General features: G+C 69.0%; 17 protein-coding genes. 13 read left to right on the top strand and 4 right to left on the bottom strand.

Annotation, left to right across the window (positions count from 1 at the left end; translation table 11 throughout):
- Positions 1 to 188: 188 nt before the first annotated feature.
- The gene (locus tag G6O54_RS32765) at positions 189 to 752 is read right to left on the bottom strand and encodes a TetR/AcrR family transcriptional regulator (protein WP_165233696.1); all 564 of its coding nucleotides are present in this window, start codon (positions 750 to 752) and stop codon (positions 189 to 191) included.
- 145 nt (positions 753 to 897) lie between these two features.
- On the opposite strand from G6O54_RS32765, the gene G6O54_RS32760 reads away from it, so the two are divergent.
- The 8 genes from G6O54_RS32760 to G6O54_RS32725 all read left to right on the top strand — a co-directional run bounded on the left by G6O54_RS32760 (position 898) and on the right by G6O54_RS32725 (position 13900).
- Positions 898 to 2307, top strand: coding sequence for an amidase (locus G6O54_RS32760; RefSeq protein WP_165233694.1), 1410 nt, complete (start codon positions 898 to 900; stop codon positions 2305 to 2307).
- 1257 nt (positions 2308 to 3564) lie between these two features.
- Positions 3565 to 5499 (top strand): fibronectin type III domain-containing protein, encoded by a 1935-nt coding sequence (locus tag G6O54_RS32755; RefSeq protein WP_165233691.1) that lies wholly within the window; start codon positions 3565 to 3567, stop codon positions 5497 to 5499.
- A 96-nt stretch (positions 5500 to 5595) separates the two neighbouring features.
- Positions 5596 to 8184: a carbohydrate binding domain-containing protein gene (locus G6O54_RS32750; RefSeq protein ID WP_165233688.1), complete on the top strand. Its 2589-nt coding sequence runs from the start codon at positions 5596 to 5598 to the stop codon at positions 8182 to 8184.
- 14 nt (positions 8185 to 8198) lie between these two features.
- The gene (locus G6O54_RS32745) at positions 8199 to 9080 is read left to right on the top strand and encodes a hypothetical protein (protein ID WP_165233685.1); all 882 of its coding nucleotides are present in this window, start codon (positions 8199 to 8201) and stop codon (positions 9078 to 9080) included.
- A gap of 283 nt (positions 9081 to 9363) precedes the next feature.
- On the top strand, positions 9364 to 10698 hold the full coding sequence (locus tag G6O54_RS32740) for a Gfo/Idh/MocA family protein (RefSeq protein ID WP_205679109.1): 1335 nt from the start codon (positions 9364 to 9366) through the stop codon (positions 10696 to 10698).
- Positions 10699 to 10731: 33 nt separating this feature from the next.
- Complete coding sequence (locus G6O54_RS32735) at positions 10732 to 11424, top strand: HEAT repeat domain-containing protein (protein ID WP_165233682.1); 693 nt, start codon at positions 10732 to 10734, stop codon at positions 11422 to 11424.
- A 177-nt stretch (positions 11425 to 11601) separates the two neighbouring features.
- Positions 11602 to 12945 (top strand): Gfo/Idh/MocA family protein, encoded by a 1344-nt coding sequence (locus G6O54_RS32730; RefSeq protein WP_165233679.1) that lies wholly within the window; start codon positions 11602 to 11604, stop codon positions 12943 to 12945.
- A gap of 61 nt (positions 12946 to 13006) precedes the next feature.
- Complete coding sequence (locus tag G6O54_RS32725; protein ID WP_205679108.1) at positions 13007 to 13900, top strand: hydroxypyruvate isomerase family protein; 894 nt, start codon at positions 13007 to 13009, stop codon at positions 13898 to 13900.
- Positions 13901 to 13930: 30 nt separating this feature from the next.
- Here G6O54_RS32725 and G6O54_RS32720 read toward each other — a convergent pair whose 3' ends face one another.
- Positions 13931 to 15271: a DegT/DnrJ/EryC1/StrS family aminotransferase gene (locus G6O54_RS32720; RefSeq protein WP_165233673.1), complete on the bottom strand. Its 1341-nt coding sequence runs from the start codon at positions 15269 to 15271 to the stop codon at positions 13931 to 13933.
- Positions 15272 to 15479: 208 nt separating this feature from the next.
- Here G6O54_RS32720 and G6O54_RS32715 point away from each other — a divergent pair, with 208 nt between their 5' ends.
- From G6O54_RS32715 to G6O54_RS32695, 5 genes are read left to right on the top strand one after another with little or no spacing between them, the layout of a single operon-like run.
- Positions 15480 to 16118, top strand: a complete 639-nt coding sequence (locus tag G6O54_RS32715; RefSeq protein ID WP_165233670.1) for a corrinoid protein — start codon at positions 15480 to 15482, stop codon at positions 16116 to 16118.
- 32 nt (positions 16119 to 16150) lie between these two features.
- On the top strand, positions 16151 to 17041 hold the full coding sequence (locus tag G6O54_RS32710; RefSeq protein ID WP_165233667.1) for a homocysteine S-methyltransferase family protein: 891 nt from the start codon (positions 16151 to 16153) through the stop codon (positions 17039 to 17041).
- On the top strand, positions 17026 to 17769 hold the full coding sequence (locus G6O54_RS32705) for a DUF1638 domain-containing protein (RefSeq protein ID WP_165233664.1): 744 nt from the start codon (positions 17026 to 17028) through the stop codon (positions 17767 to 17769). The genes G6O54_RS32710 and G6O54_RS32705 overlap by 16 nt, the downstream gene beginning before the upstream one ends.
- The gene (locus G6O54_RS32700; RefSeq protein WP_165233661.1) at positions 17766 to 18779 is read left to right on the top strand and encodes a uroporphyrinogen decarboxylase family protein; all 1014 of its coding nucleotides are present in this window, start codon (positions 17766 to 17768) and stop codon (positions 18777 to 18779) included. The genes G6O54_RS32705 and G6O54_RS32700 overlap by 4 nt, the downstream gene beginning before the upstream one ends.
- Positions 18776 to 20239 (top strand): ASKHA domain-containing protein, encoded by a 1464-nt coding sequence (locus G6O54_RS32695; RefSeq protein ID WP_165233658.1) that lies wholly within the window; start codon positions 18776 to 18778, stop codon positions 20237 to 20239. The genes G6O54_RS32700 and G6O54_RS32695 overlap by 4 nt, the downstream gene beginning before the upstream one ends.
- A gap of 100 nt (positions 20240 to 20339) precedes the next feature.
- On the opposite strand, the gene G6O54_RS32690 is transcribed toward G6O54_RS32695, so the two are convergent.
- Both G6O54_RS32690 and G6O54_RS32685 read right to left on the bottom strand, forming a co-directional pair.
- A complete protein-coding gene (locus G6O54_RS32690) occupies positions 20340 to 23153 on the bottom strand; it encodes a beta strand repeat-containing protein (RefSeq protein ID WP_165233699.1) in 2814 nt (937 codons plus the stop codon).
- A 667-nt stretch (positions 23154 to 23820) separates the two neighbouring features.
- Positions 23821 to 24555 carry a PEP-CTERM sorting domain-containing protein gene (locus tag G6O54_RS32685; RefSeq protein WP_165233654.1) on the bottom strand — a complete coding sequence of 245 codons (735 nt, stop codon included), beginning with the start codon at positions 24553 to 24555 and terminating at the stop codon, positions 23821 to 23823.
- Positions 24556 to 24825: the final 270 nt, after the last annotated feature.

The following is a 24825-nucleotide window of genomic DNA, read 5'->3' as shown; positions in this document are numbered from 1 at the left end:
TTTGTGCGGAATCGAGCGACCGAAGGCCGCCCAGTCAGAGTTTCTCAGGCCGGCGGGCTCTCCTGTCTTTCTATGTTGCCCATTCGGGGTGCGTGGCCATCGATCCCTATCGATCCCCGTGATCGCCCCCCGACTCATGGCCCTCATGGCCCGCGTGGCCACTCATGGCCCGGATCCAGCGGTCGCGTTCATCCCGGAAGGAGCCCGGCTCCGCGGTAACTCTCGATCAACTCGTCATAGAGCGAGACGTCGGCGCGGCTCCTGGCCATCAGTTGCGCGCCGGCGACGGCGGCGTAGATGGCCCGGGCCCGGCGCTCGCTGTCCCTGGGCTTGACCGCACCGGCTCTGGACAGGGTCTTCTTCAGCCACGCCACATTGACGTCGGCGAAGGCCTGGACCTCCCTCTTTACCGGCTCCGGCAGGTCGTCGTATTCGGCCGCCATGAAGCTGCAGAGGCACATGCGATTCTGATTCGCGAGCGCCCATCGAAACGTCTCGGGATAGCGACGCAAGGCGCGGATCGGGTCCGGTTCCTCGGTCGATATGGCCTCCAACACGGCCGCGGCGTCTTCCCAGTAACGCCGGGCGACCGCCGTGCCGAGGTCGGCCTTGGTCGGGAAGTGGTGATACATGCTTGCGGCCTTGATCCCGACGTCCTCCGCGACGTCGCGGAAATTCAGCCCCCCATAGCCGCGGGCCTGTGCGACCTTCCTGGCCGCCGCCAGGATCTTCTCCCGAGAGTCCGAGTTCATCTGGCCGACTCCTGCCCGATCCACCATGAAACGACGGGCGCGTGTTGACAACCGAGGGTCGCCCGCTAGAGTAAGTCTACCGATCACTTGGTAGGCGAACAAGGGTCCCCGAAAACTACCAACGACTTGGTAGGGAGACGAGCCGATGAGCAGCGATCCTGTCCGTTCCGACGCAACGCGGCTGGCCGAGATGATCCGTGCCCGCGAAATCTCGCCGGTCGAGGTCGTGCGGGCGCATCTCGACCGCATCGAGGCCATCAATCCGAAGGTCAACGCGATCGTCGCCGTCGCGAGCGACGCGATCGAGGCCGCGAAGGCGGCCGAGGCTGCGGTCCTGGCGGGCGATGAGTTGGGTCCCCTGCACGGCGTGCCCTTCACGGCAAAGGACTCGATCGACACCGCGGGAGTGATGACCCAACGTGGCTCGCCGATCTTCCGGGGCCGCGTCCCCGAGGCGGACGCCACCAGCGTCGCGCGACTGAAAGCCGCCGGTGCGATCCTGCTCGCGAAGACGAACCTCCCGGAATTCTCCTACTGGATCGAAAGCGACAACCTGCTCACCGGCCGGTCGAACAACCCGTGGGCCCTGGACCGCACGCCGGGCGGGTCGAGCGGCGGCGAGTCGGCGGCCATCGCGGCGGGCATGTCACCGCTCGGCCTCGGCACCGACCTCGCCATCTCCGTCCGCGGCCCGGCCGCACAGACGGGCATCGTCTCCCTCAAGGCCACCCACGGCCGTGTCCCGATGACGGGTATCTGGCCGCGGGCACCGCGCCGCTTCTGGCACGTCGGCCCGATGGCCCGCTCGATCCGTGACCTCGCGCTCGCCTACTCGCTGCTGGCCGGACCGGACGGCCTCGACGGCTTCGCCACGAGCACCGCCCCTTTCGATGCCGGGGTTGGCCGGTCGCCGGACCGTCCACTCCGGGTGGGCTGGCTCGTCGAGCCCGGGTTCGGCCCGATCGATCCCGAGGTAGCCGCCACGGTGCGAGCGGCGGCGGAGGCGCTCAGGGGTATCGGATGCGTTGTGGAGCCGGTCCGCATCCCAGCCCTCGAACGCGACTTCGCCGTCGACGTGTTCAACCGGATCCACGTGATGGAGATGAAGCCCGTGTTCGCGGAGGCGACCGCCGGCCATGGTCCGGACGAGATCTACACGATGGCCAGGACCATGCTCGGGTTGCCCGACACATCCATGAAAGACCATGTCGAGGCCGAGCAGGCGGCCGAGCGGCTGCGGGACGGGTTCGCCGCATACTTCCAGAAGTACGACGCGCTGGTCACCCCCGTCCTGCCGGTGCCGGCCCACGAGCACGGCATCACCGAGTTGACGGTCAACGGCAAGACGGTGGACCTGACGTACCTTCAAGGGGCGACAGTGCCGCTGAACATCACCGGGCTGCCCGGCCTGTCGATGCGGTTCGGCACCAGCACGGAGGGCCTGCCGATCAACGTGCAGCTCGTCGGAAGCTGGCTGGCCGAGTCGACGATCCTGCACCTCGCCTCGCTCCTAGAGGCGGCAAGCCCCGTCCGCGACCTCCATCCGAACATCTAGCCAGGAGAGGGGCCATGCCACGCCGCGCTCACGCGGTAGGTCTTTGTGTTCGGCGTGCCCAGCCGCTCGCGAAAGGGCGTCCGATCACCCGCGAGGTATAATCTCCGACTCGAACCCGCGGGGGAGCCAACGGGGTCAAACTGATTGCCCGCACCAGATTGGGTAAGATGGGTGGCTGGTGCCCCTATTTACGACTCCGGAGCACTTTGGGACCACTTTCGGGGGCAACCTGATCACCCGCGATAGACTGGGCAATCTGAGCATCTGACGCTGCAAGATCTTCTCGACACCACGACGGATTTCATCCACCTGGGCGAGACGGACTCGCACACGTTCTTCGGCCGCGACGCGACCGTTTCTGTTCCGCCCGCCGCCGCCGCCCAGGACCTGGCGGGAAACAAGGCAAGGTAGCGGGCGCTGGCCGGCGCCGGCTCGGCAGGCGCCTCGTGAGAACGGCGATACAGACTCCCCGTCGCCCGCGTCTCGTCGCGCAACTCCGGGAGCTTTCGTCCCGGCCCGGACCCACTTCCGGTGATAAGCAGTACTGGAACCAGGGGGAGCGTCCCAAATCCTGAGGGCGGTTCTGGACACTGCTGGCCGCCACGCAGGGGCCCCGGGTGGCCGTGGTGGAACACCACGGGACTGCCTCGTCCTCGGAGCAAAGTCGGTCCGGCGTGACAGCTTGCCTCACCGCGGTGTCGCTGCGCTTCCACCACGGCCACCCCACTGCCGCTTTGTGCCAACTCTCAAACACCCCACGCCCTGCCTCCCAGCAATAGGGAATGGTGCCGAACTGGGCCAGAGACGTCGTTGCGATCTGGGGCGACGACCATTCCTTGGGCGAAAACCCTCCGCCCCTCCAAACGTGACATAGAGTTCTAGTGGAAGAACCGGCCGAACCGGCCCCTTGCGGGCGGGATCGGCCCGGCCGTTTGGGGGCGGAAGGGCCACGGGTTCGTGGTCAGTCGCCGCCTCCATGGCCGTCGGCGGGGGCTCGACTTGGAGCCGGCCCCGAACGGAGCACGAGACTCGCGGTTGTGAGACCGCCTCAGTCGTTCAGGCGGCCCTGCGCGCGGGGATGTCGCCGGTCTCGCGAGGCGAGCCGGACGATCGCGGTGCGCCGGTCGGGTACGCGTCTCCTCCCGCGCCCTCGCCGGTCCTTCCATCACGCCGCCCGCGGATGCGGGCCGATCGCGCCAACCTCGGGCACACCACATGACGCACCGGACTCGCGTTCCCGCAGGGAGAGGCCTTCTCGTGTTGCTCCTTCATCCCGGTCCGCACCGCCATCGGCCCGTCTCGCGAAGGCACTTTCGCCCCGCCGTCAGCTCCCTGGAAACGAGACAGCTCCTGAGCATGGGGCCGGTGCCGCTCTCCGCGTACCTGGAGGATGACCTGCCGGCCATCCCCGCCCCGGCCGGCCTCCTCTACCCGCGCCCGTCCGACGAATACCAGGGCTTCGTGGCCTCCCCGGGGACCACCGTCGTCACGAGCCCGGGGGGCGAGGTGCCTCAGCTCAGCAGCCTCCCCGGCGCGAAGGCGAACCTCTACCTGAACTTCCTCGGCGACACGATCGCGTCTTACGGCCAGTTCGGTTCCTTCGTGGTCCCGGCCTATAGCCGGGACAGCGACACGTCGACCTTCAGCTCGAGCGAGCTCGACGCGATCCGCGCGATCTGGAGCTACGTGGCGGAGGACTACGCCCCGTTCAACATCAACGTCACGACCGTCCAGCCCACCAACATGAGCCACGGCGTCACCCAGAAGGTGGACATCGGCGGCGATGGAAGCTGGACGGGCAAGTCGATCGGCGGCATCTCGTACGTGAATGACTTCACCATGAGCTCGCTGCCGAACATCTCCTTCGTCTTCCCCGATCACCTGGCCAGCGGCGAGCCCAAGTACACGGCCGATGCCGCCTCGCACGAGGCCGGCCACAGCTTCGGGCTGGAGCACCAGAGCAAGTACTCGGGATCGGTGCTCGTCGCCGAGTACAGCCCCGGCCCGGGCGGCGGGGTCGCCCCGCTGATGGGGAACAGCTACATGTCCCGCCGGAGCCTCTGGTGGTACGGGCAGTCGGCCGTCTCGTGGTCCACGATGCAGGACGACATGGCGATCATCGGCGGGTCCAACAACGGCTTCTCCTTCCGCCAGGTCGCGGCCAGCTCCGCCGCGTCGCCCCTGTCGCCGGCCATCCAGGACGGGACCTCCCTCGGCGCCTCGGGGCTGATCGTCAGGGGCCAGCAGCAGGACTACTACCGGGTGGACGTCGGCGCGGGGGCGTCGAGCTTCACGGTCACCGTCCCCGACGGCGTCAGCAACCTCTCGCCCGTGGTGACGCTCTACGACTCCACGGGAGCCATCCCGATCGCGACCGCGACCGTCTCCACCGACGACTTCTCGGCCCACCTCGACGCGACCCTCGAGGCGGGCAGCTATCGCCTGGTCGTCAGCGGCGGGGGCCAGTACGGGAACGTGGGGACCTACTCGCTCAGCGGCACGATCGTGGCGCCGTCGAGCGGTGGTGGGGCCACCGGGGGGGGCACGACCGGCGGCACGGGCGGGAACGTGACCGTCCCGATCACGCCGAGTGCCCCGCAGCGGCTGACCGTGACGAGCGCCGACGCGAGCGGCGTGGGCCTCGCCTGGTCCGACGTGCTGCACGAGGCCGGCTTCGTCGTCGATCGGTCGAACGACGGCGCGAACTGGGGCGTCCTCGCGACGGTCGGGGCCGGCGTGACGACGTTCCGGGACGGATCGGTGCTCGCGAGCACGACCTACTTCTACCGGGTGCGAAGCCTCTACGGGGGAGCGGCCTCGGCCCCGTCGCCGGTCGTCCAGGTCGCGACGCCGGCACCCGTGATCCCCGTCTTCCCGACGCCGCCGGTCGCGGTGACCGGCACGACGGTCCTCTCGAAGCAGGCCCGGCAGGTCGTCCTGGGCTGGACCGCGAGCACCTCGCCGGCGACGTACTACCAGGTCGAGCGTTCGCTCAACGGCAAGAAATGGGCCGTCGTCGGCCAAGTTGCGGCGCCGACTACGAGCTTCAGCGACACGTCCGTCGCCCCCAATCGGACCTACTTCTACCGCGTCCGGGCGGTGAATCCGTACGGCGTCTCGCCGGCCGACCGATCGGTCCGCGTGACGACCCCGCGGCAGGTCGTCGTCCTGATGAGGAGGAAGGTGCGGTAGGCCGGCCGGCCGCCAGGCTGGTGCTTCGCCCCGCGGCGCGCGTTATGGTGGCGCCGTGGCGGATGAGTCAGCACCAGACCTCGAGGCGACGCGGCCATGGGCATGGGACTGTTCGGAACGCTCCTGATCCTGGCGACGGGCTCCGCGGCCTTCGCGGACGAGGAAGGGCTCTTCCCGTTCGTCGTCTCCTACGATTCCCCGGGCAACGTGACGAACGTGGCCGGCTGGCTGAAGACCCCGGCCGGCGCGGACGGGCCGATCCGGGCCGACGGCCCGCACCTCGTCAACGACGCCGGGCCGGTCCGCTTCTGGGCGACCAACCTCTGCTTCGAGGCGAGCTTCCCCACCCACGCCCAGGCCGATCGCCTGGCGATGCGGCTGGCCCGGCTCGGGATCAACTGCGTCCGCCTCCACCACATGGACATGTCCTCGATCTGGGGCAAGAGCCCCAACAAGCTGACGATCGACCCGGACAAGCTGGAACGGCTGGACTACCTGATCGCCCAGCTCAAGAAGAACGGCGTTTACGTCAACATCAACCTCCACGTCTCGCGGACGTTCGACACGGCCGAGGGCTTCTCGGGCCGGGATCGGCGGCCGGAGATGGACAAGGGGCTGGACAACTTCGAGCCCCGGATGATCGAGCTCCAGAAGAAGTACGCGCGGGACCTGCTCGCCCACGTGAACCCGTACACGCGGACTCCCTACGCCCGCGAGCCGGCCGTGGCCTTCGTGGAGATCAACAACGAGAACGCGCTCCATGACACCTGGGGCAACGGGGGCCTCGACGACCTGCCGGATCCCTATGCCGCGACCTTCCGCGAGCTCTGGAACGCCTGGCTGAAGAAGAAGTACGGCACGACCGAGCGGCTCCGCGCGGCCTGGAACGCCCGCGAGGTGGCCCCGGGCCCGGAGCTGATCCGCGGCGGCCGGTTCGCGAGGATCGAAGAGCGGAACTGGACCCTGGAGCGCGACGACGACGACCAGGCGCGATGGTCGGTCGCCCGCGCGGACCGGGGCGGCCTGCTCCGGGTCGTCGTGAATCGCAGCGGGAGCGTTGCGTGGCATCCCCAGTTCCACCACCAGGGGATCAGGCTCCGCAAGGATGAGCCGTACACGCTCACGTTCCGGATGCGGAGCGAGCATCCCCGCAAGGTCGTGGTCAACGCCATGCAGGCGCACGAGCCCTGGGAGCAGTTCGGCTTCAATGCCCAGGTGCAGACGCGCCCCGAGTGGCGGTCATTCTCCCTCACGTTCACCGTCAAGCAGGACGACGCGAACGCACGCGTCGGCTGGACGAACCTGGAGCCCGACACGTATGAGCTGGCGGACGTGTCGCTCCGGACCGGGGGCGCCGCGGGGCTCGCCCGCGGCCAGAGGCTGGAGGACTCGAGCGTCCCCGTGATGAAGAAGACCTCGCTCAACATGACCGAGGCGGCGCGCCACGACTTCATGGACTTCCTCTGGGACACCGAGTCCGCCTACTGGTGGGGCATGGCCCGGTTCCTCAAGCGGGACCTCGGCGTCAAGGCCCTGGTGACGGGCACGCAGATGGGCTGGAGCCCGCCCAGCATCCAGGCGAAGCTCGACTATGTCGACGCCCATGCGTACTGGAATCACCCCGTCTTCCCCCATCGCGCCTGGGACAGCAAGGACTGGTACGTGGAGGACACCGCGCTCGTCAACGAGCCGGGCGGCACGCTCGCCCGGCTGGCGTCCACCCGCGTGGCCGGCAAGCCCTACACGGTGAGCGAGTACAACCACCCGGCGCCGATCTCGTACGCGGCGGAGGGCTTCCCGATGATCGCGGCCTTCGGCGCCTTCCAGGACTGGAGCGCCATCTACTCGTTCGACTACAGCGGCGGCTCGTCGATCGATCCCGGCAAGCTCGAGGGCTATTTCGACATCCAGTCCGACCCGACCCGGCTGGTCCACATGCCCGCGTGCGCCGCGATCTTCACGCGCCGGGACGTCGCGCCGGCGACCCGGCTGGTGACGGCTCCCGCGGCGAGGGATGCCGAGCAGACGCAGCTCCGCCAATCCGTCAACGCCTGGGGCCTGACCACCGGCGCGTTCGGCGTCGACCCGAGATGGTCGCTGATCCACGCCATCGGCCTGGATGTGTCGGCGAAGGTCACGACGGGGGGCCCGGGGCCCCTCCCGGCCGGCGGCGTCCATGTCTCCGATACCGGAGAGCTGCGCTGGGACGTGACCGAGAGAGGGGCGGGGACGTTCACGGCGAGCACTCCGCGGACCCGCCTCTTCACGGGCTTCGTCCGCGGCCGCGAATTCGACCTGGGGGGCGTTCGCCTCCGGATCGGCAAGACGAGCCGGGACTGGGCCACGATCACGATGACCGCGATCGACGGCCCGGGTTTCGACCGGCCGGGCCGGATCCTGATCGCGGCGACCGGCGGCGTCCAGAATACCGGGGCGAGGCTCCGCAAGCTCGACGGGACGAAGATCACCCTGGACGATCATTGGGGCGAGCCGCCCGTGCTCTGCGAGGGGATCCCGGCCGAGATCGAGCTGCCGGTCTCCTCGAACAGGCTCGTCGCCTACCCGCTCGACCAGGCCGGGAATCGTCGGGCGACCAAGGTCAAGGTACAGGCCCGCGGCGACCATGCCGTCGTGGCCATCGGGCCGGAGCATCGTACACTCTGGTATGAATTCGTCGTCGAATGACAAGGACCAACACCATGCCTCCGGTCGATCGCCATCCATCCCGCCGCGCTTTCCTGGCCCGTTCCGTCGCCCTGGCGGGCGCCTCGTGGCTTGCCGGCCGGAGCGACGGGAGCAGCGACGAACGCCCCGCCCTGGACTTCCCGCTCGTCGACCTGCACACGCACCTGGACAACAGCACCATCGAACGGGTCCTGCCGCTCGGCATCGAGCGCAAGGTGAAGTTCGGCATCGTCGAGCACGCCGGCACGAAGGAGAACAGGTATCCGGTCGTGCTGAGCGACGACGATGAGCTGCTGGCCTATCTGAAGCGGCTCGAGGGGAAGGGGGTCTATCGCGGGCTGCAGGCCGAATGGACGGACTGGGCCGGCTGCTTCTCGCCGGAGGTCCTGGCCCGGGTCGATTACGTCCTGACCGACGCGATGACCTTCCCCGGCAAGGGGGGGCGGCGGATCAAGCTCTGGGAGAAGTTCGACGAGGACGAGGTCGGGCTGAGGGATCACGAGCGATTCATGGACCGATTCGTCGACTGGCACGTCCAGATCATGGCGACCGAGCCGTTCGACATCCTGGCCAACGCCTCGTGGCTGCCCGAGGCCCTGATGCCCGGGTACGAGACGCTCTGGACGGAGTCGCGGATCGGCAAGGTGGTGGATGCCGCGATCGGGTATGAGATCGCGATCGAGATCAGCGCCAGCTACAAGCTGCCGCGGCTCGCGTTCCTGAAGCAGGCGAAGGCGGCGGGGGCGAAGTTCAGCTTCGGATCCAACGGCCGATATCCGAACATGGGCAAGCTCGACTACAGCGTGGAGCTGGCCCGGGCCCTGGGCCTGACTTCGGCCGACATGTTCGTCCCCGGGCCGCACGAGCGGAAGGCCGTCGTCCGCCGGGGTCGCTAGGGTCGCGCCGGCCGGCGGCGGGAAGTCCGGGTAGGTCCTTGTGCGGGGCATCGGGCGGAGCGAAGATACCGGGACGATCCACCGACGACATCCCACCAACGATCGACCCTGAGAGACCCTCGCGGCACGCCCGTACGGCGGGGGGAGGAGAGAGACCGATGCGACGCGAGCCCGCCCGGGGCCGTGCCGCATCCCCGGATCGCGGATTCGTCGATGGCCCCGCCCGGAGTCACGAAAGTCGTGCCTGTCTTTGGAGACGATCCGTCACGAGGGAGACGCCGAGATGACTGATTCGAGGCCCACCAGGGGAATGACCAAGGATGCCGGCCTGACGCGGCGACAATGCCTGGGGACGACGGCCGCCGCCGGCGCGGCCGCGCTCCTGCCCACCATCATCCCGGCCAGGGCGCTGGGCCGCGACGGGGCCGTCGCCCCCAGCGAGCGGATCACGATGGCCGGCATCGGCATCGGTTCCCGGGGCGAGCACGACCTGAAGTGGATGCTCCCCGAGAAGGACGTGCACTTCGTCGCCATCTGCGACGCCCGCAAGGAGCGGCGCGAGGCCGTCAAGGCCATCATCGACAGGAAGAACGGCAACAGCGACTGCAAGATGTATCGGGACATGCGGGAGTTCCTCGCCACCCGGGCCGACATCGACGGCGTCCTGATCGCGACCGGGGACCGCTGGCACTCGACCGCCGCCATCATGGCGATGCGGGCCGGCAAGGACGTCTATTCCGAGAAGCCGTCGTGCATGACGATCGCCGAGGGTCGGGCCGTGGTCCAGACGGCCCGCCGCTACGGGCGGATCTATCAGACCGGCACCCAGCGGCTCAGCGAGGCCAATTTCGTGGCCGCCATCGAGATGGCGCGGACCGGCAAGCTCGGCCACGTCCACACGGTCCGCGCCCACATCGCGCCGTGGGACGCCGCCGAGATGAGCCACTCGTGGCTCCCCGGCGAGCCCGAGCCGCCGAAGGAGGAGGTCGACTGGGACGAGTGGCTTGGCCCTTGCCCCTGGCGGCCCTACAACTCGGCCTACATCAAGGGCGGCTGGCGCGGCCACTATGACTTCCACACGAGCTGCATCGGCGAGTGGGGCGCCCACACGTTCGCGCAGGGGCAGGCCGGCATCGACGCCCTGAACACCTCGGCCGTGGAGTACGGCTACGTCAACAACCCGACCGGCGACGGCATGGTCGTGAAGTTCGCCAACGGCGTGAAGATGATCCTCCAGAAGGAGGGCTGGCACGGCTCCTGCGGCATGAAGTTCGAGGGGACCGAGGGCTGGGTGACGATCGCCGACGGCTACGACAAGCCCGAGGTCTCCTCGCCGTCCCTCCTGGCCGAGGCGGACAAGCTGGTGGCCGACTACTCCGAGCGCACCGGCCGGCCGATGAACCACGTGCGGAACTTCTTCGACTGCGTCAAGAGCCGCAAGCTCACGGTGGCCAACGCGGAGGTGATGCACCGCACCATGAGCACCGTCCACGCCGCGAACATCAGCATGTGGCTGAAGCGCGACATGGTCTACGACCCGGTGAAGGAAGAGTTCCTCAACGACGAGGCGGCCAACCGCCTCCGGACGCGGGCCCAGCGGGAACCCTGGATCATCTGAACTCCCCGAGACATTCAGGAAGGACGCATAATCATGATCCGATTGATTGCTATCCCCGCGGGCCTGGTCGTGGCGCTGGCCCTGGCGGCGCCGGCCGCCCTCGCCCAGAAGGCGCCCGCGAATCCGAAGGAGAAGGAGGCGAAGCTGATCGCCGTCCTCAAGGCCGCGGACTCCTCGCGCAAGGCCAAGGCGGATGCCTGCCGGGAGCTCGGCGTGGTGGGGACCGCGGAGGCCATCCCGGCGCTCGCGGCCTTGCTCTGCAACGAGGAGCTCGGCCACATGGCGCGGTACGGCCTGGAGCCGATCCCCGACCCGGCCGTGGACGTCGCCCTCCGCGACGCGCTCGGCACCCTGAAGGGGAGGCTGCTCGTGGGCGTGATCGGCAGCATCGGCGTCCGCCGCGATCCCCATGCGGTGCCGGCGCTGGTCGCCAAGCTCTCGGACCCGGACGCCGAGGTCGCCGCCGCCGCGGCCCGCTCCCTCGGCAAGATCGGCAACCTGGAGGCGACGGCCGCCCTCGAGAAGTCCGTGGCCAGCATGCCGGCCGCCTGCCGGATCAACGCCTGCGAGGGCCTCTTCCGCGCCGCGGACGTCCTGCGGACGCAGGGCCAGCGCAAGGAGGCGAAGGCCATCTACGAGAAGCTCGCCTCCGCCGACGTCCCCGATTACGTCAAGGCCGGCGCCAAGAGGGCGGAGCAGGCCCTGGAGCAGGCCCGCGGCCGCTGACCCGGCCGGTCGCCGTCCCATCCCGCCGCCGGCCAGGGCCGTCCCCTGGCCGGCGGCGTTTCATCTCGACCCCTCGCCCCGGTGCTCACCGCTCCCCCCTCGCGATCGGCCGGCCAGTCCCATAGAGTGGTCGTATCCAGTCCGACGCAGTTCCACCCGACCCAGGGAGACGTCCGAATGAATCGCCGTGCCTTCCTCCACGCCGGCGCCGCGGGGCTCACACTCTCCTCGATCAAGGGCCGGGTGATGGCCCTGCCGGACGGCCCGCCCAAGCGCGTCGGCCTGATCGGCTCCGGATGGTACGGCAAGTGCGACCTGCTGCGGCTGATCCAGGTCGCGCCCGTCGAGGTCGTCTCCCTCTGCGACGTCGACCGCAGGATGCTCCAGGAGGCGGCCCAGATCGTCGCGTCGCGGCAGGCCTCCGGGAAGCAGCCGCGGACCTATTCGGACTACCGCAAGATGCTCGCCGAGAAGGACCTCGACATCGTCCTGATCGCCACGCCCGACCACTGGCACGCCCTGCCGATGATCGCCGCCGTGGAGGCGGGGGCGGACGTCTACGTCCAGAAGCCCATCAGCGTCGACATCCGCGAGGGCCAGGCGATGGTCGCCGCCGCCCGCAAGCACGGCCGGGTGGTCCAGGTGGGGACCCAGCGCCGGAGCACGCCGCACCTGATCGAGGCCCGCGACCGCATCGTCAACGAGGGCAAGCTCGGCAAGATCGGCATGGTCGAGATCTACTGCTATTATCACATGAGGGGCCAGGGGAATCCCCCGGACACGGCCCCGCCGGACTACCTGGACTGGGAGTTCTGGACCGGCCCGGCCCCGATGCGGTCGTTCAACGAGATGATCCACCCCCGCGGCTGGCGGGCGTTCAAGGAGTACGGCAACGGCATCGTCGGCGACATGTGCGTCCACATGCTGGACATGGTGCGGTGGATGCTGGGCCTGGGCTGGCCGAAGCGGGTCGCCTCCACCGGGGGCATCCTGGTGCAGACGAAGAGCAAGGCCAACATCCCGGACACGCAGACCGCGACCTTCGACTTCGGCGACCTCGACGTGGTCTGGGAGCACCGGACGTGGGGCCAGGAGGTCGACCCCAAGTACCCCTGGGGCGCCACGATCTACGGCGAGAAGGGGACGCTCAAGCTGAGCGTCCACGGCTACGACTTCATCCCGCTCGGCGGCGGATCGCCGATCCATCGCGACGTCACCTACGAGCTGGACCAGTACCCGGTGGACAAGACCGAGAAGGACCTGGAGCGGCACGTCGCGCCGGCCATCCGCCACCACATGCTCGACCTCCTCTCCTGCATCCAGACCCGCAACAAGCCCGTGGCGGACATCGAGCAGGGCCACATCTCGACCGCGAGCTGCATCCTGGCCAATCTCGCCCTCGAGCTCGGCCGCACGCTGACTTGGGACGCGGAGAAGGGCTGCGTGACGGGCGACGACGAGGCCAATCAGCGGCTCGCCCGCCCGTATCGGCAGCCCTGGATCCATCCCTCGGTGAGTTGAACCCGCAACCCCTTCCCACGCCGCCGCGCGTCGGCCGCGGCCGGTCGACAAGGAGATGATCATGTCAAGTTCCGCTCGTATACCCGGACAGGACGCCCCCCGGACGCGTCGCGAGCTCTTCCAGGCGGCGGCCGTCGCGACCGCCGCCGGGGCCCTCATCGGCAACGTGCCCGCGGCCGCGGCCGCCAAGGGCAAGGCCGGCTCCGGCCGGCTCAAGCAGTCGGTCTGCCGCTGGTGCTACGGCAAGGTCTCGCTCGAGGACCTCTGCTCCGCGGGCAAATCGATGGGCCTGGTCGGCATCGACCTGCTCGGCCCCAGCGACTTCGAGGCGATCAAGAAGCACGGCCTCATCTGCACCATGGTGAACTCGCACCCCCTGTCGGACGGCCTCTGCGATCCCAAGTTCCGCGACTCCGCGCTGAAGGCCATGAACGCGGCCATCGAGGCCACCTCCCGCGAGGGCTGGCGGAACGTGATCTGCTTCTCCGGGAACGCCCGGGGCATCGACCGCAAGACGGGCATGGACAACTGCGTGGCCGCGCTCAAGGAGATCGTCCCGGTCGCCGAGAAGGCGAACGTCATCCTCAACATGGAGCTCCTCAACAGCAAGGTGGACCACCACGACTACATGTGCGACAACTCGACCTGGGGCGTCGAGCTGGTCAAGCGCGTGGGCTCGGACCACTTCAAGCTGCTCTACGACATCTACCACATGCAGATCATGGAAGGGGACGTGATCCGCACGATCGAGCGCGATCACGCCGCCTTCGGCCACTACCACACCGGCGGGAACCCGGGGCGTCACGAGATCGACGAGTCCCAGGAGCTGAACTACAAGGCGATCGCCCGCGCGATCGCGGACGTCAAGTTCGACGGCTTCTTCGCCCACGAGTTCCTCCCGGTCCGCCAGCCGCTGGCGAGCCTGGGCGAGGCCGTCGAGCTCTGCACCGTCTGACGAGGATCGCCGCCGCCGCCGGGCCCCCGGTCATGCCTTCGCCAGGGCCCCGGCGCCGGCGCGGACCTTGCGGACGGCCGCCGCGATCTGGTCCATGTCGGAGCGGGGGCCCAGCAGCATGTTCTGCGTGAGCCAGACGGCCTCGCCGCAGAGGGCATCATTCGCCGGGCACGCGTTGCGGGCGGCGAACCCCTCGATCTCCCCCTTCGGGTAGATCCGGCCGAAGCCCTTCGAGGCGATCGCCGCGACCACCGACGCATCCTTGTTGAGGGGCGAGTAGCCCCCGGAGCAGGGGATGCCCTCGGCCTGCATCGCCCTGAGGAACTTGTCGCGGCCGAGGCCGCCGAACGCCTCGTCGTGGTATCGGAACATGTAAAGGTGATAGGCGTTCCTCGTGCAGCCCTCGTATTGCCTCGCGGGGATGATGCCGGGGATCTCCGCGAGCAGCCCGGTCAGGTAGCGAGCGTTCTCTTCCCGGGTCCGAGACTGGGCCTCCAGCCGGGTCATCTGGGCCAGGAGGAGGCTCCCCTGGAACTCGGTCATCCGCAGGTTGGCCCCGCGTCCACCTTCATAGGTGAAGCGGTATCCCTCCATGGCCCGGCCGCGGCAGTTGTTCTGGAACGCGTAGCAGCGCCCGGCGAGCTCCGCGTCGCCGGAGAGGATGGCGCCCCCCTCGCCGGAGGAGAGGTTCTTGCTGACCTGGAAGCTGAAGCAGCCGGTCGAGCCGATCGTCCCGACCTTCTTCCCGCGCCACTCCGCCAGGTGGGCCTGGCAGGCGTCCTCGATGATGGGGAGCTTCCGCCGCCGGCCGATCTCCATGATCGCGTCCAGGTCGGCCACGTTCCCGCCCAGGTGCACGGGCATGATCGCCGCGGTCCGATCCGTGATCGCGGCCTCGATCTTCTGCGCGTCGATCTGGAAGGTCTCCGGGTCGGTGTCCACGAAGACGGGCATCGCGTAATGGAGGAGCACGGAGTTGACCGTGGCGATGAACGTATAGGCGGGGATGATGACCTCGTCGCCCGGGCCGATGCCGAGCGCCGCGAGCGAGGTCACCAGCGCGCTCGTCCCGTTGGCCACGGCCACGCAGTGCGCCGCGCCGGTCATCCCGGCGTAGGCCTTCTCGAACCGATCGACCCGGTCTCCCCCTCCCCGGAACCACTTGCCGCTGCGGAGCACGCCGAGCAGGCCGTCCTCCTCGAGCCGATCCGCCCTCGGCCAGGCCGGGAATGGCTCTCGTCGGATCGGCGTGCCGCCGAGCAGGGCGGGAGCCCCCCCCTCGGCGTGAGCCTCGGACACGATCGCCGTCGTGGCGGCACTGGCGGCGGCGGCGGATGCGAGGAATCGGCGACGATCCAGGGGGCTCTTCATGGGTCGTACCTCGGGAGTGATCGGGCCGGGGGGATGGCGCAAGATCATAGCCCGGGGCCCCTGCGCTCGCCAGGCGGAACGCCTCCGCGGCCGGCGGCCGCCGTCTCGTTGACCTGGCCATCGGGCAAGGCTAGCCTGAATGAGACCAACCGAGAAGGCCGACGAGGGCCGCCTCCGCGGCCCCGGCCGACGAAGAAAGGGGCGAATCATGGCTGACCTGAGGAAGCTCTACGATGCGGTGCTCAACGGCGACGCGAAGACGGCGGTCGCGGTGACGAAGGAGGCCATCGCCGAGGACATGGACCCGCTCGCCCTGATCTCCGGGACGATGGTGCCGGCGATGGACGAGGTCGGCCGGCGGTACGAGGAGGAGGAGTACTTCGTCCCCGAGCTGCTCCTGGCCGCGAGGGCGATGAAGGGCTCGCTCGAGCTGCTCGGCCCGCTGCTGGCCGCGCGCGGGGCGAGGCCCACCGGGACCGTGGCGATCGGCACGGTGAAGGGGGACCTGCACGACATCGGCAAGAACCTCGTCGGCTCCCTCCTGGAGGGGGGCGGGTTCGAGGTGATCGACCTGGGGACGGACGTCCCGCCGGAGAAGTTCATCGAGGCCATCCGCGAGAAAGGTGCCCAGGTCGTCTGCCTTTCGGCCCTCCTCACCGTGACCATGCCCTCGATGAAGACGACGATCGAGGCCCTGAAGGAGGCGGGTGTTCGCGACCGGGTGAAGGTCCTCGTGGGCGGGGCCCCCGTGACCCAGAAATACGCCGACGACATCGGCGCCGACGGCTACGGCGAATCCGCGGGCAATGCCGTGAGCCTGGCTCGCAAGCTCTGCGGCGTGGGATGACGCGCCAGGGACGTCAACGGGGGGCGAGACGGATGGGTCGATTGCTGGGACTGTTCGGCGGGCGGCGAGTGGTCATCACCGATGGGGCCTGGGGGACGGAGATGCAGGCCCGCGGGCTGGCGATCGGCCAGCCGGGTGACCTCTGGAATCTGGAGCGGCCGGCCGACGTGCTGGCGGTGGCCCGGTCGTACATCGACTCCGGGAGCCATGTGATCCTCACCAACACCTTCCGCGGGAACGCGGTCGCCCTGGCGGCGATCGGGCTGGCCGACCGGGTGGCCGAGATCAACCGGCGAGGCGCGGAGATCTCGCGGGAGGCCGCGCGGGCGCGGCCCGGCGTCCGGGTCTTCGGCTCGATGGGCCCGACGGGGAAGGTCCTGGCGACCGGCGAGATCGGCCCCGAGGCGGTGACCTCGGCGTTCGCGTCCCAGGCCGAGGCGCTCGCGGCCGGCGGGGTCGATGCGCTGCTCTTCGAGACCTTCAGCGACGTCGAGGAGGCACGGCTCGCGGTCCGCTCGGCCCGTCCGCTCGGCCTGCCGATCGTCGTCTCGTTCGCGTTCGACGCGGGCAAGAAGAAGGACCGCACGATGATGGGCGTGACCCCGGAGGCCGTCGGCCAGGCCATGGCCGAGGAGGGTGCGGACGCCGTGGGCGCGAACTGCGGCGCGGGGCCCGATGCCTTCCCGTCCATCTGCCGACGGCTCGGCGAGTCGTCCGGCCTGCCGGTCTGGATCAAGCCCAACGCCGGCATCCCCGCGCTCGACGCGGGGAAGGCGGTCTACACGATGACGCCCGAGGACTTCGCGGGCCATGCGGCCCCGATCATCGAGGCCGGCGCCCGCTTCCTGGGCGGCTGTTGCGGCACGAGTCCCGCATTCGTCCAGGCCCTGACGAAGGCCCTCGAATCATGCGCATCCTCCTGATCGGCTGCGAGGTGATCATCCGCGAGCTCTGCGACGCGGTGACGCGTTCGCCGCACGTCGTCGACGCCCGGTTCCTCTCCAAGGGGCTCCACGACCTCGGGGCGAAGGCCATGCGCGCCGGGCTCCAGGCCGCGATCGACGAGGCCGAGGCCGCGGCCGAGAAGTACGACGCGATCGCCCTGGGCTACGGCCTCTGCGGCAACGGCCTGGCGGGGCTGGAAGCCCGGTCCGTCCCCCTGGTCGTGCCCCGGGCGCACGACTGCATCACCCTCCTGATGGGCAGCCGGGATCGGTTCGAGGACTATTTCAGGGGCCACGCCGGCGTCTATTACCGCTCCAGCGGCTGGGTGGAGCGCGGGGCGGACCTCGAGCCGCTGGCGCGATCGCAGACCGGCGTGGGGGCCTCGCTCGACGACCTCGTCGATCGCTATGGCGAGGAGAACGGCCGATTCCTCTTCGAGGAGCTGACGCGCTACCAGAGCACCTACCAGCAGCTCACGTTCATCGAGACGGGCATCGAGCCCGACGACCGCTTCCGGGCGTCGGCGGCGGCGGAGGCCGTCGACAAGGGGTGGAAATTCGAGGTCCTCCGGGGTGACCTCGGCCTCTTCCGCGGGCTCCTTTCCGGCGCCTGGGACGAATCGAGCTTCCTGCTCGTCCCGCCGCGACATCGGATCGTCGCCCGGCCCGAGGATTGCCTCATCGCCGCCGAAAGGACGGATACATGACCGGCCGCCAGCGGATCCTGGCGATGATCGACGGACAGGCCGTCGATCACCTGCCGCTGATGCCCATCACCATGATGTTCGCCGCCGACGTGGCCGGCGAGAAGTACGGCACCTACGCCAGGGACCATCGCGTACTCGCCGACGCGCAGTTCCGGACGGCCGAGGCGTTCGGGTTCGACTACGTCTCGGCGATCTCCGACCCGGCGCGGGAGGTCGCCGACCTCGGGGGTGCCGTCGGGTGGTTCGAGGACCAGCCCCCGGCCGTCGTCGAGAGCCGGGCCCTGCTCGAGGACAAGTCGCGACTGGCGGGGCTGAAGCTCCCGGACATGACGCGGGACGGACGGATGCGGGACCGGATCGAGGCCGTCCGCCTGCTCCGCCAGAAGGTGGGCGACGACCGCGTCGTCGAGGGCTGGGTCGAGGGCCCCTGCGCCATGGCGGCGGACCTTCGCGGCCTGAATACGCTCATGCTGGACTTCCACGACGACCCCGATTTCGTCGCCCAGCTCCTCGACTTCGTCGTCACCATGGAGACGGCATTCGCCGAGGCGCAGGTCGAGGCCGGCGCGGACGTGATCGGCGTCGGCGACGCGGCGGCCTCGCTGATCGGGCCCAGGCTCTACGAGACGTTCATCGTCCGCCGCGAGCGCCAGCTCGTCGCGGCGATCAAGGCCGTCGGAGCTCGTGTCCGCCTGCATATCTGTGGCAATACCCGCAAGATCGTCGGCGGGATGGGCACGCTCGGCTGCGACATCGTCGACCTCGATTTCCCATGCCCCATCCACGAGGCCCGCTCGGCCATGGGGCCGGACCAGGTCCTGCTCGGGAATCTCGACCCGGTGCGGGTCGTCCGCGACGGTACGCCGGAGAGCATCGGCCGCGAGCTCTCCCGCTGCTTCGAGGAGGCCGGATCTCGCTACATCGTGGGCGCGGGCTGCGAGATCCCCCGGGGCACGCCGGAAGCCAACCTCCGGGCGCTCGCCGATTTCGCCAGGAGCCACCGAACGTGAGCGGGCCGGCGGAGACCGTCCGCCTCGAGCCGTCGCCGGCCCGCTCGCTCCGCGACCTGCTCTTCGAGCGCGGGGTCGAATTCCCCTGCGGCGGGGCCATCCTCTGCGCCGGCTGCAAGGTGCGAGTGCTCGAGGGCGACGTGCCCGTCACGGAGGAGATGAGGTCCGCGTTCACCGCGACGGAGCTCGGCCAGGGCTGGCGGCTCGGATGCATGGCAGAGTCGGATGGGCCCGTCACCCTGGAGATCGCCCAGTGGACGGTGGAAATCCTCGACGACCGTGCGGTCGTACCGTTCGAGCCCGCCGACGGGCTGGGCGCGGTGATCGACGTCGGGACGACCACGGTCGTCGCGCAGCTCGTCGATCGACGGACCGGGCGGGTCCTCGCCGTGGAGTCCGCGCTCAATCCCCAGGCGCGATTCGGCGCGGACCTGATGAGCCGGATCCGCTTCGAGCTCTCCAGTCCGGGCACGCTGTCGGCCGCGATCCGGGAGGCCACCGGCACCATGCTCGCCAGGCTGGCGGCGGGGAGGCCGATCGAGGAGGCCCTCCTCGTCGGCAACACGGCGATGCACCATCTCTTCGGCGGGCTCGACGTCGCCCCGCTGGCCGCCGTGCCCTTCCGTTCCCCGTCGATCGGCCCGGTCCTGCTCGAGGCCGGGGAACTCGGCTGGCCGATCACGCTGAACTCGCCGGCGTGCTTCCTGCCCTGCATCGGCGGCTTCGTCGGCAGCGACATCCTCGCCGGCATCGTGGCCACGGGGCTGTTCGAGGGCGACGAGCCCGGGGTATTGCTCGACCTCGGCACCAACGGCGAGATCGTCGTGGGGGACCGCCGCGGGCTCCGCTGTGCGTCGGCGGCCGCGGGCCCGGCCTTCGAGGGGGGCAACATCGGCCTTGGCATGCGAGCCGGCACCGGTGCCATCGATCGGGTGACCGTCGCGAACGGCGCCCTGCGATGCACCGCCATCGGCGGGGCCACTCCCCGAGGGATCTGCGGCAGCGGCCTCGTCGATGCCGCGGCGGCCGCGCTCGACCTCGGGCTGATCGATCCCAGCGGGCGGATCGCCGGAGGGACCAGGACCGTGCCCCTGTGCGGGACCGTGGCGCTCGCGCAGTCCGATATCCGCGAGCTCCAGCTCGCCAAGGGGGCGCTCGCGGCCGGGCTCGACATGCTCCTGGAAGGCCGGCGACCGGCATCGGGCCGCCTTTACCTGGCGGGAGCCTTCGGCAACTACGTGAGGGCGGATAGCGCCCGCCGCATCGGCTTGATCCCGGAGTGGGCGGAACGCCCGACGCCCGCGGGCAACGCGGCGCTTCGAGGGGCCCGGATGCTCCTCCTGGCCCCCTCTCGCCGCCGCCAGATCCTCGACCAGGTCCTCGCCATCACCGAGCACGTCGAACTGGCCGCCGATCCTCGGTTCCAGGACGAGTTCGTGGATCACATGCGGTTCGGGTGATGCCCCTCGAGCCGACGGGAACTCGTCGAGCGGCCGCCTTCGAAACGCGGAGGGGCGCTCGCCCGCGAGCGCCCCTCCGGGAGTCGGCGGTCGGGCTGCGTCAGTCCTGGATCACGACGTTGTCGCCGGTGCCGCCGTCGAGGACGTCCAGGCCGAGGCCGCCGATCAGGACGTCGTCGCCGTCGTTCCCCTGCAGGACGTCGTCGCCGGCGCTGCCGAGGAGCACGTCATTCCCGTCGCCGCCGCTCTCGGTGAGCCTGATCGCCCCGGCGGAGAGGCCGGTTGCCTCGATCACGTCGTCGCCGGCCAGGCCGTTGACGACCAGCGAATCGTTGGCCGCCTCGCTGCCCGTGATGTTCACGGTCGCGGCGAGCCCGAGCACGGCGACCCCGGACGCATTCCCCTGGATCGCGATGACGTCGTCCCCGCTCGTGCCATTGACGGTCACCCGGTCCGCCGCACCGTCGCCGGCGCCGTTGGCGGCGGCCAGGTTGAGATTGACCTCCTGGACGTCCGTCCCGGACAGGTCGCCCACGGTGATGCTGTCCGCCCCGCCCAGGGCATTGAAATCGATGCCTTCGACGTCCTTCAGGTCCATGATGACGTTGGCGATGTTGCGGGTGAACAGGACCCGGCCGCCGTTGGCGAAGATGTTGATGACCTCCGACACGTTCGCCCCGTTGAAGAGCATCGTGTCGAAGCCGGCCTGGCCCTCGATGATGTCGTTGTCGTCGCCCGGGTTCCAGACGAACGTGTCGTCGCCGGCGCCCATGAGGGCGGTGTCGTTGCCGTCGCCGCCGTTGACGAGGTCGTCGCCGTCGCTGCCGACGAGGAAGTCCGCGCCCAGCCCCCCGTTCATGGTCAGCTTGATGCCGTCGGCCTCGAGCGAGGACGCGTTGATCACGTCGTCGCCACCCAGGCCGTTGAGCGTGAGCCGGTCGATGGTCGGATCCGCGAAGAAGACGTTCACCGCGGTATGGAGCCCGAAGACCGAGACTCCGCCGGAATCCCCCGCGGCGCCAAAGTTATCGGCCCCTTGCGTGCCGTTGACCGTCACCGAGTCCGCGGCACCGTCGCCGCCGCCGCCGGGGCCGCGGAGGTCGACGTCGAACCTCGTCAGGTCGGTGCCGGTGAGGTCGCCGACCGTGACGTTATCGGCCCCGCCCAGGGCCCGGAACTCGATGGACTCGACGCCGTTCAGATCCATCGTCACGTTTCCGACGTCGCGGGTGAACAGGACCCGGCCGCCGTTGGCGAGGACGTTGATGTTCTCCGCGATGTTGGCCCCGAAGAAGAGCATCTTGTCGTTGCCCCCCTGTCCCTCGACGGTGTCGCTGCCGTCGCCCGGATCCCACTGGAAGACGTCGTTCCCCGCGCCCAGGAAGACGATGTCGTTGCCGTTGTCGCCGAAGATGAAATCGTTGTCGTCCCCGCCCCGGATCACGTCGGCATCCTGGGAACCCAGGATGGTGTCGTCGCCGGACCCTCCGTCGACCGTCAGCCTGATGACCCCGGCGGGGACGGTGGTGGCCGTCACGCCATCATTCCCTCCCAGTGCATTCACGACCAGCGAGTCGTTCGCGCGCTCGGAGCCGGTGATGTTTACCCGGGCGGCGAGCCCGACGACGGCGACGCTGGATCCGGCCCCGAAGATGTCGATGATGTCGTTGCCGTTGGTGCCGTTCACGGTCACGGTATCGGCCGCGCCGTCGCCCGCGATGCCGCCGATCGTCCCGGCCAGGTTCGCGTTGACCGACGTCAGGTCGGTGCCGCTGAGGTCGTTGACGGTGAGCTGATCTGCCCCGCCGAGTGCATTCAGGGTGATCGCCTCCACGTCGTTGAGGTCCATAACGATGTTGGCGATGTCCCGGGTGAATCGGACGCGGCCACCATTGGCGGAGATGTCGAACTTCTCGCCGATGTTCGCCCCGTTGAAGACCATCGTGTCGAGGCCGTTCTGCCCCTCCACCGTGTCGCTGCCGTCGCCCGGATCCCACTGAAAGACGTCATCCCCGCCCCCCAGGAAGATGGAGTCGTTGCCCCGGTTGCCGTCGATGAAGTCGTTGCCCTCGCCGCCGACGAGGATGTCGTTGCCGTCGCCGCCCAGGATCGAGTCGTTGCCCGACCCGCCGTCCACCGTGAGGCTGATAAGAGAGGCGAGACCGTTCGAGGCCGCGAAGTTGTCATCGCCGCCGTTGAGGTTCACGACGAGGTTCTCGGAGGTGACGATGTCGATCGAGAAGGGGGCCGGATTGAGCCGATCGAGGCGGACCCGCGTCCCATTCGGCGTGACGCTGAAACTCTCCGAACCGTTGCCGCCGTTGACCTCGACGGTATCGGTCCCGGCACCCCCCTCGTTGAGGTCGGTGTCGTCGCCGGGATTCCAGATCATCCGGTCGTTGCCGGCCTCGCCGAAGACCTGGTCGTCGCCATCGCCGCCGATCAGCACGTCGTTGTTGTCGCCGCCGAAGAGGAAGTCGTTGCCCCCCTTGCCCAGCAGCGTATCGTTGCCGGCCTGGCCGAACAGCAGGTCGGCACCCGAGCCGCCGGTCAGCGTGTCGTTGCCGGAACCGCCGAAGAGGTTCCCCTTCGGCAGCGCACCGTTGGCCTCGCTCAGGGTGATGAGGTCATTCCCTCCCTGGCCGAAGACCTGGACAAGGGATGTGTTCGCGACGGTCGGGGTGCCTCCCACGATCGGGATCGCGCCATTGTTCACCAGGATCGTCCCGGCCGCGTTCCGGCTGACGACAATCGCGTTGTTCAGGTTGTCCCCGATGATCGTGAGGGCCGAGGCCCCCGGGACGAAGACGGCGCTCACCGCGGGCGTGGCCCGAACCTCGAGCAACTCCACGACCGAGAGCTGCAGGCCCCTGCGAACCCGGGGCTTACGGCGGGCGCCACGATTTCCGAGCATCTGGTGGATCTTCTGAGTGAGCACGTCTGGACTCCTGGATTTGTCATGACGGTGCGCAGCGCGGCTCGATTCCGGCGTCGGGCGATCACGATTCGGTCCCGGCGTCAGGATGGACAAACAGGCTGCACGATCGGCGTTGGAAGCCCGGCGATCGGGAGCCCGATCGCGACGAGGCCCTTTCCCAGTCACGACGGCATTGCACCGTCGGCTCTGCCCCGGGCCCGGGCGGTTACCCTCAGGTATCGCGGGATTGACCGTCGACCGGACAGGATTTCTCGGGAAAGGTCCCAAGCCGTCGCGGCGAGCTGAACGACCAGGGCCCGCGCCCGCGGTTCGTGTGTGCCGACCGCGGGAGCGGAAGGGGTGGCGCAGTGGGCGTCGAAGTGGGGCTGGAGCGGCGGGGAAGCGAAGGCGGGAGGTGGACCTCCGGGGGCGGCGCGTCGAGGATGCAGGTTGCTCCGGAAAACCCGAAGCTGTCAAAAACCGAGAGGTGCCAGGTGTTCCTGGCACCTCTCGATCCGGTTCTGGAGTGACCTTCAAGAAACCCTGGCTTCGAGCGTCGTCGGTAAAGTCTGATGAGTCCGAGGGGCCGTGCAAATCCACGCAACCGCAGTCCGGTTCTCAGTGAGCAGCGGGGGACGCAACGCGATCTCGTGATGCGGCGGCCTCAGGCGGCCTGACGCCGACGGGCGAACTTCACCGCTCCCGCGAGCCCGATTCCAGCGAGGCCCAGGAGCAAAGAGCTCGGTTCGGGAACCGCCGCCGAGGGGATCACATGCTCGCCTTCCTTCGTGCCGAAGGAGAAGCTCACGTCCTTGATCAGGGTGTTCGCGGTGATGTTGTCCCCCGTGATGACGAATGTGGCCGACTCGTACAGGAAGGGATTGTGCGGGCCGTTCCCCGCGATGGAGCCGCCAGCGGCCGCGTACTTGTTAGTGGTGCTGTCGGGACCACCGATGATCAGGTGCTGGGGCTGGCCGCTGCCAAGCGCGTCCAGATGTACCGAGTTGGCGACGATCGAAGAATTCCAGTCGGCCTCAGCCGAGGAGCCCACGGAATAGGTCTTGTTGCTGGCTACCGTGACCTCCTTTCCGACGCTAGCCGGCGAGTCGACGGCAGCCCCGATCAGCTCCGAGCTGGAGCCGACGGAGAACTTGATGTCGCTGATAGCCTGGGCGACGTCCCCGATATTGGATTGCAGATTCTTCAGGACGATCGTGATCTTCCCCTCCGCGGTGGTGAAGTCCGCCTCGGCACTGACCGGCCCGGACGTGGTCGCATCGGCCGGCGTCACGAAGACGAATGAGCCGGCCTGGGCCGACGAGCACATTGCTGAACCCAGGGTGAATCCCAGGGCGACGAGAGATGGCACGGCAAATCGCCGCATACTGAGATGAAGCATGTTCTGTCCTTCTGCGAGGCAGATGACTCGGATTGCGCGTTCGTTCGATCACGAGGTGAGCTCGGCTCTGAGGCAGTAAAGTATGCGGCGCTCGGGGCGTCGACCACGTTGGTCGATTACATCGAAGAACGATCCGTTTCGCGGAGGTTGCGAAGCCTTATGCAGCGGGATAGCAGCGGATGTGGCGATCGGGCAGCGTCATGTTGGTCAGCTTTCGAGTGTCTTGCCAGGATAAGTGGTTCATCCGGCGGAAGCGTGCGCCGGGAGATT

It is taken from the genome of Aquisphaera insulae, from assembly GCF_011064615.1.
Taxonomy (GTDB): Bacteria; Planctomycetota; Planctomycetia; order Isosphaerales; family Isosphaeraceae; genus Aquisphaera; species Aquisphaera insulae.
This window is presented reverse-complemented; position numbering and strand designations above follow the sequence as displayed.

Excerpts from the sequence above, each read along its gene's own strand:
- G6O54_RS32765 (WP_165233696.1), bottom strand. The coding sequence starts at position 752 with ATGAACTCGGACTCTCGGGAGAAGATCCTGGCGGCGGCCAGGAAGGTC.
- G6O54_RS32760 (WP_165233694.1), top strand. The coding sequence starts at position 898 with ATGAGCAGCGATCCTGTCCGTTCCGACGCAACGCGGCTGGCCGAGATG.
- G6O54_RS32750 (WP_165233688.1), top strand. The coding sequence starts at position 5,596 with ATGGGCATGGGACTGTTCGGAACGCTCCTGATCCTGGCGACGGGCTCC.
- G6O54_RS32745 (WP_165233685.1), top strand. The coding sequence starts at position 8,199 with ATGCCTCCGGTCGATCGCCATCCATCCCGCCGCGCTTTCCTGGCCCGT.
- G6O54_RS32740 (WP_205679109.1), top strand. The coding sequence starts at position 9,364 with ATGACTGATTCGAGGCCCACCAGGGGAATGACCAAGGATGCCGGCCTG.
- G6O54_RS32735 (WP_165233682.1), top strand. The coding sequence starts at position 10,732 with ATGATCCGATTGATTGCTATCCCCGCGGGCCTGGTCGTGGCGCTGGCC.
- G6O54_RS32730 (WP_165233679.1), top strand. The coding sequence starts at position 11,602 with ATGAATCGCCGTGCCTTCCTCCACGCCGGCGCCGCGGGGCTCACACTC.
- G6O54_RS32725 (WP_205679108.1), top strand. The coding sequence starts at position 13,007 with ATGTCAAGTTCCGCTCGTATACCCGGACAGGACGCCCCCCGGACGCGT.
- G6O54_RS32720 (WP_165233673.1), bottom strand. The coding sequence starts at position 15,271 with ATGAAGAGCCCCCTGGATCGTCGCCGATTCCTCGCATCCGCCGCCGCC.
- G6O54_RS32715 (WP_165233670.1), top strand. The coding sequence starts at position 15,480 with ATGGCTGACCTGAGGAAGCTCTACGATGCGGTGCTCAACGGCGACGCG.
- G6O54_RS32710 (WP_165233667.1), top strand. The coding sequence starts at position 16,151 with ATGGGTCGATTGCTGGGACTGTTCGGCGGGCGGCGAGTGGTCATCACC.
- G6O54_RS32705 (WP_165233664.1), top strand. The coding sequence starts at position 17,026 with ATGCGCATCCTCCTGATCGGCTGCGAGGTGATCATCCGCGAGCTCTGC.
- G6O54_RS32700 (WP_165233661.1), top strand. The coding sequence starts at position 17,766 with ATGACCGGCCGCCAGCGGATCCTGGCGATGATCGACGGACAGGCCGTC.
- G6O54_RS32690 (WP_165233699.1), bottom strand. The coding sequence starts at position 23,153 with ATGCTCGGAAATCGTGGCGCCCGCCGTAAGCCCCGGGTTCGCAGGGGC.
- G6O54_RS32685 (WP_165233654.1), bottom strand. The coding sequence starts at position 24,555 with ATGCTTCATCTCAGTATGCGGCGATTTGCCGTGCCATCTCTCGTCGCC.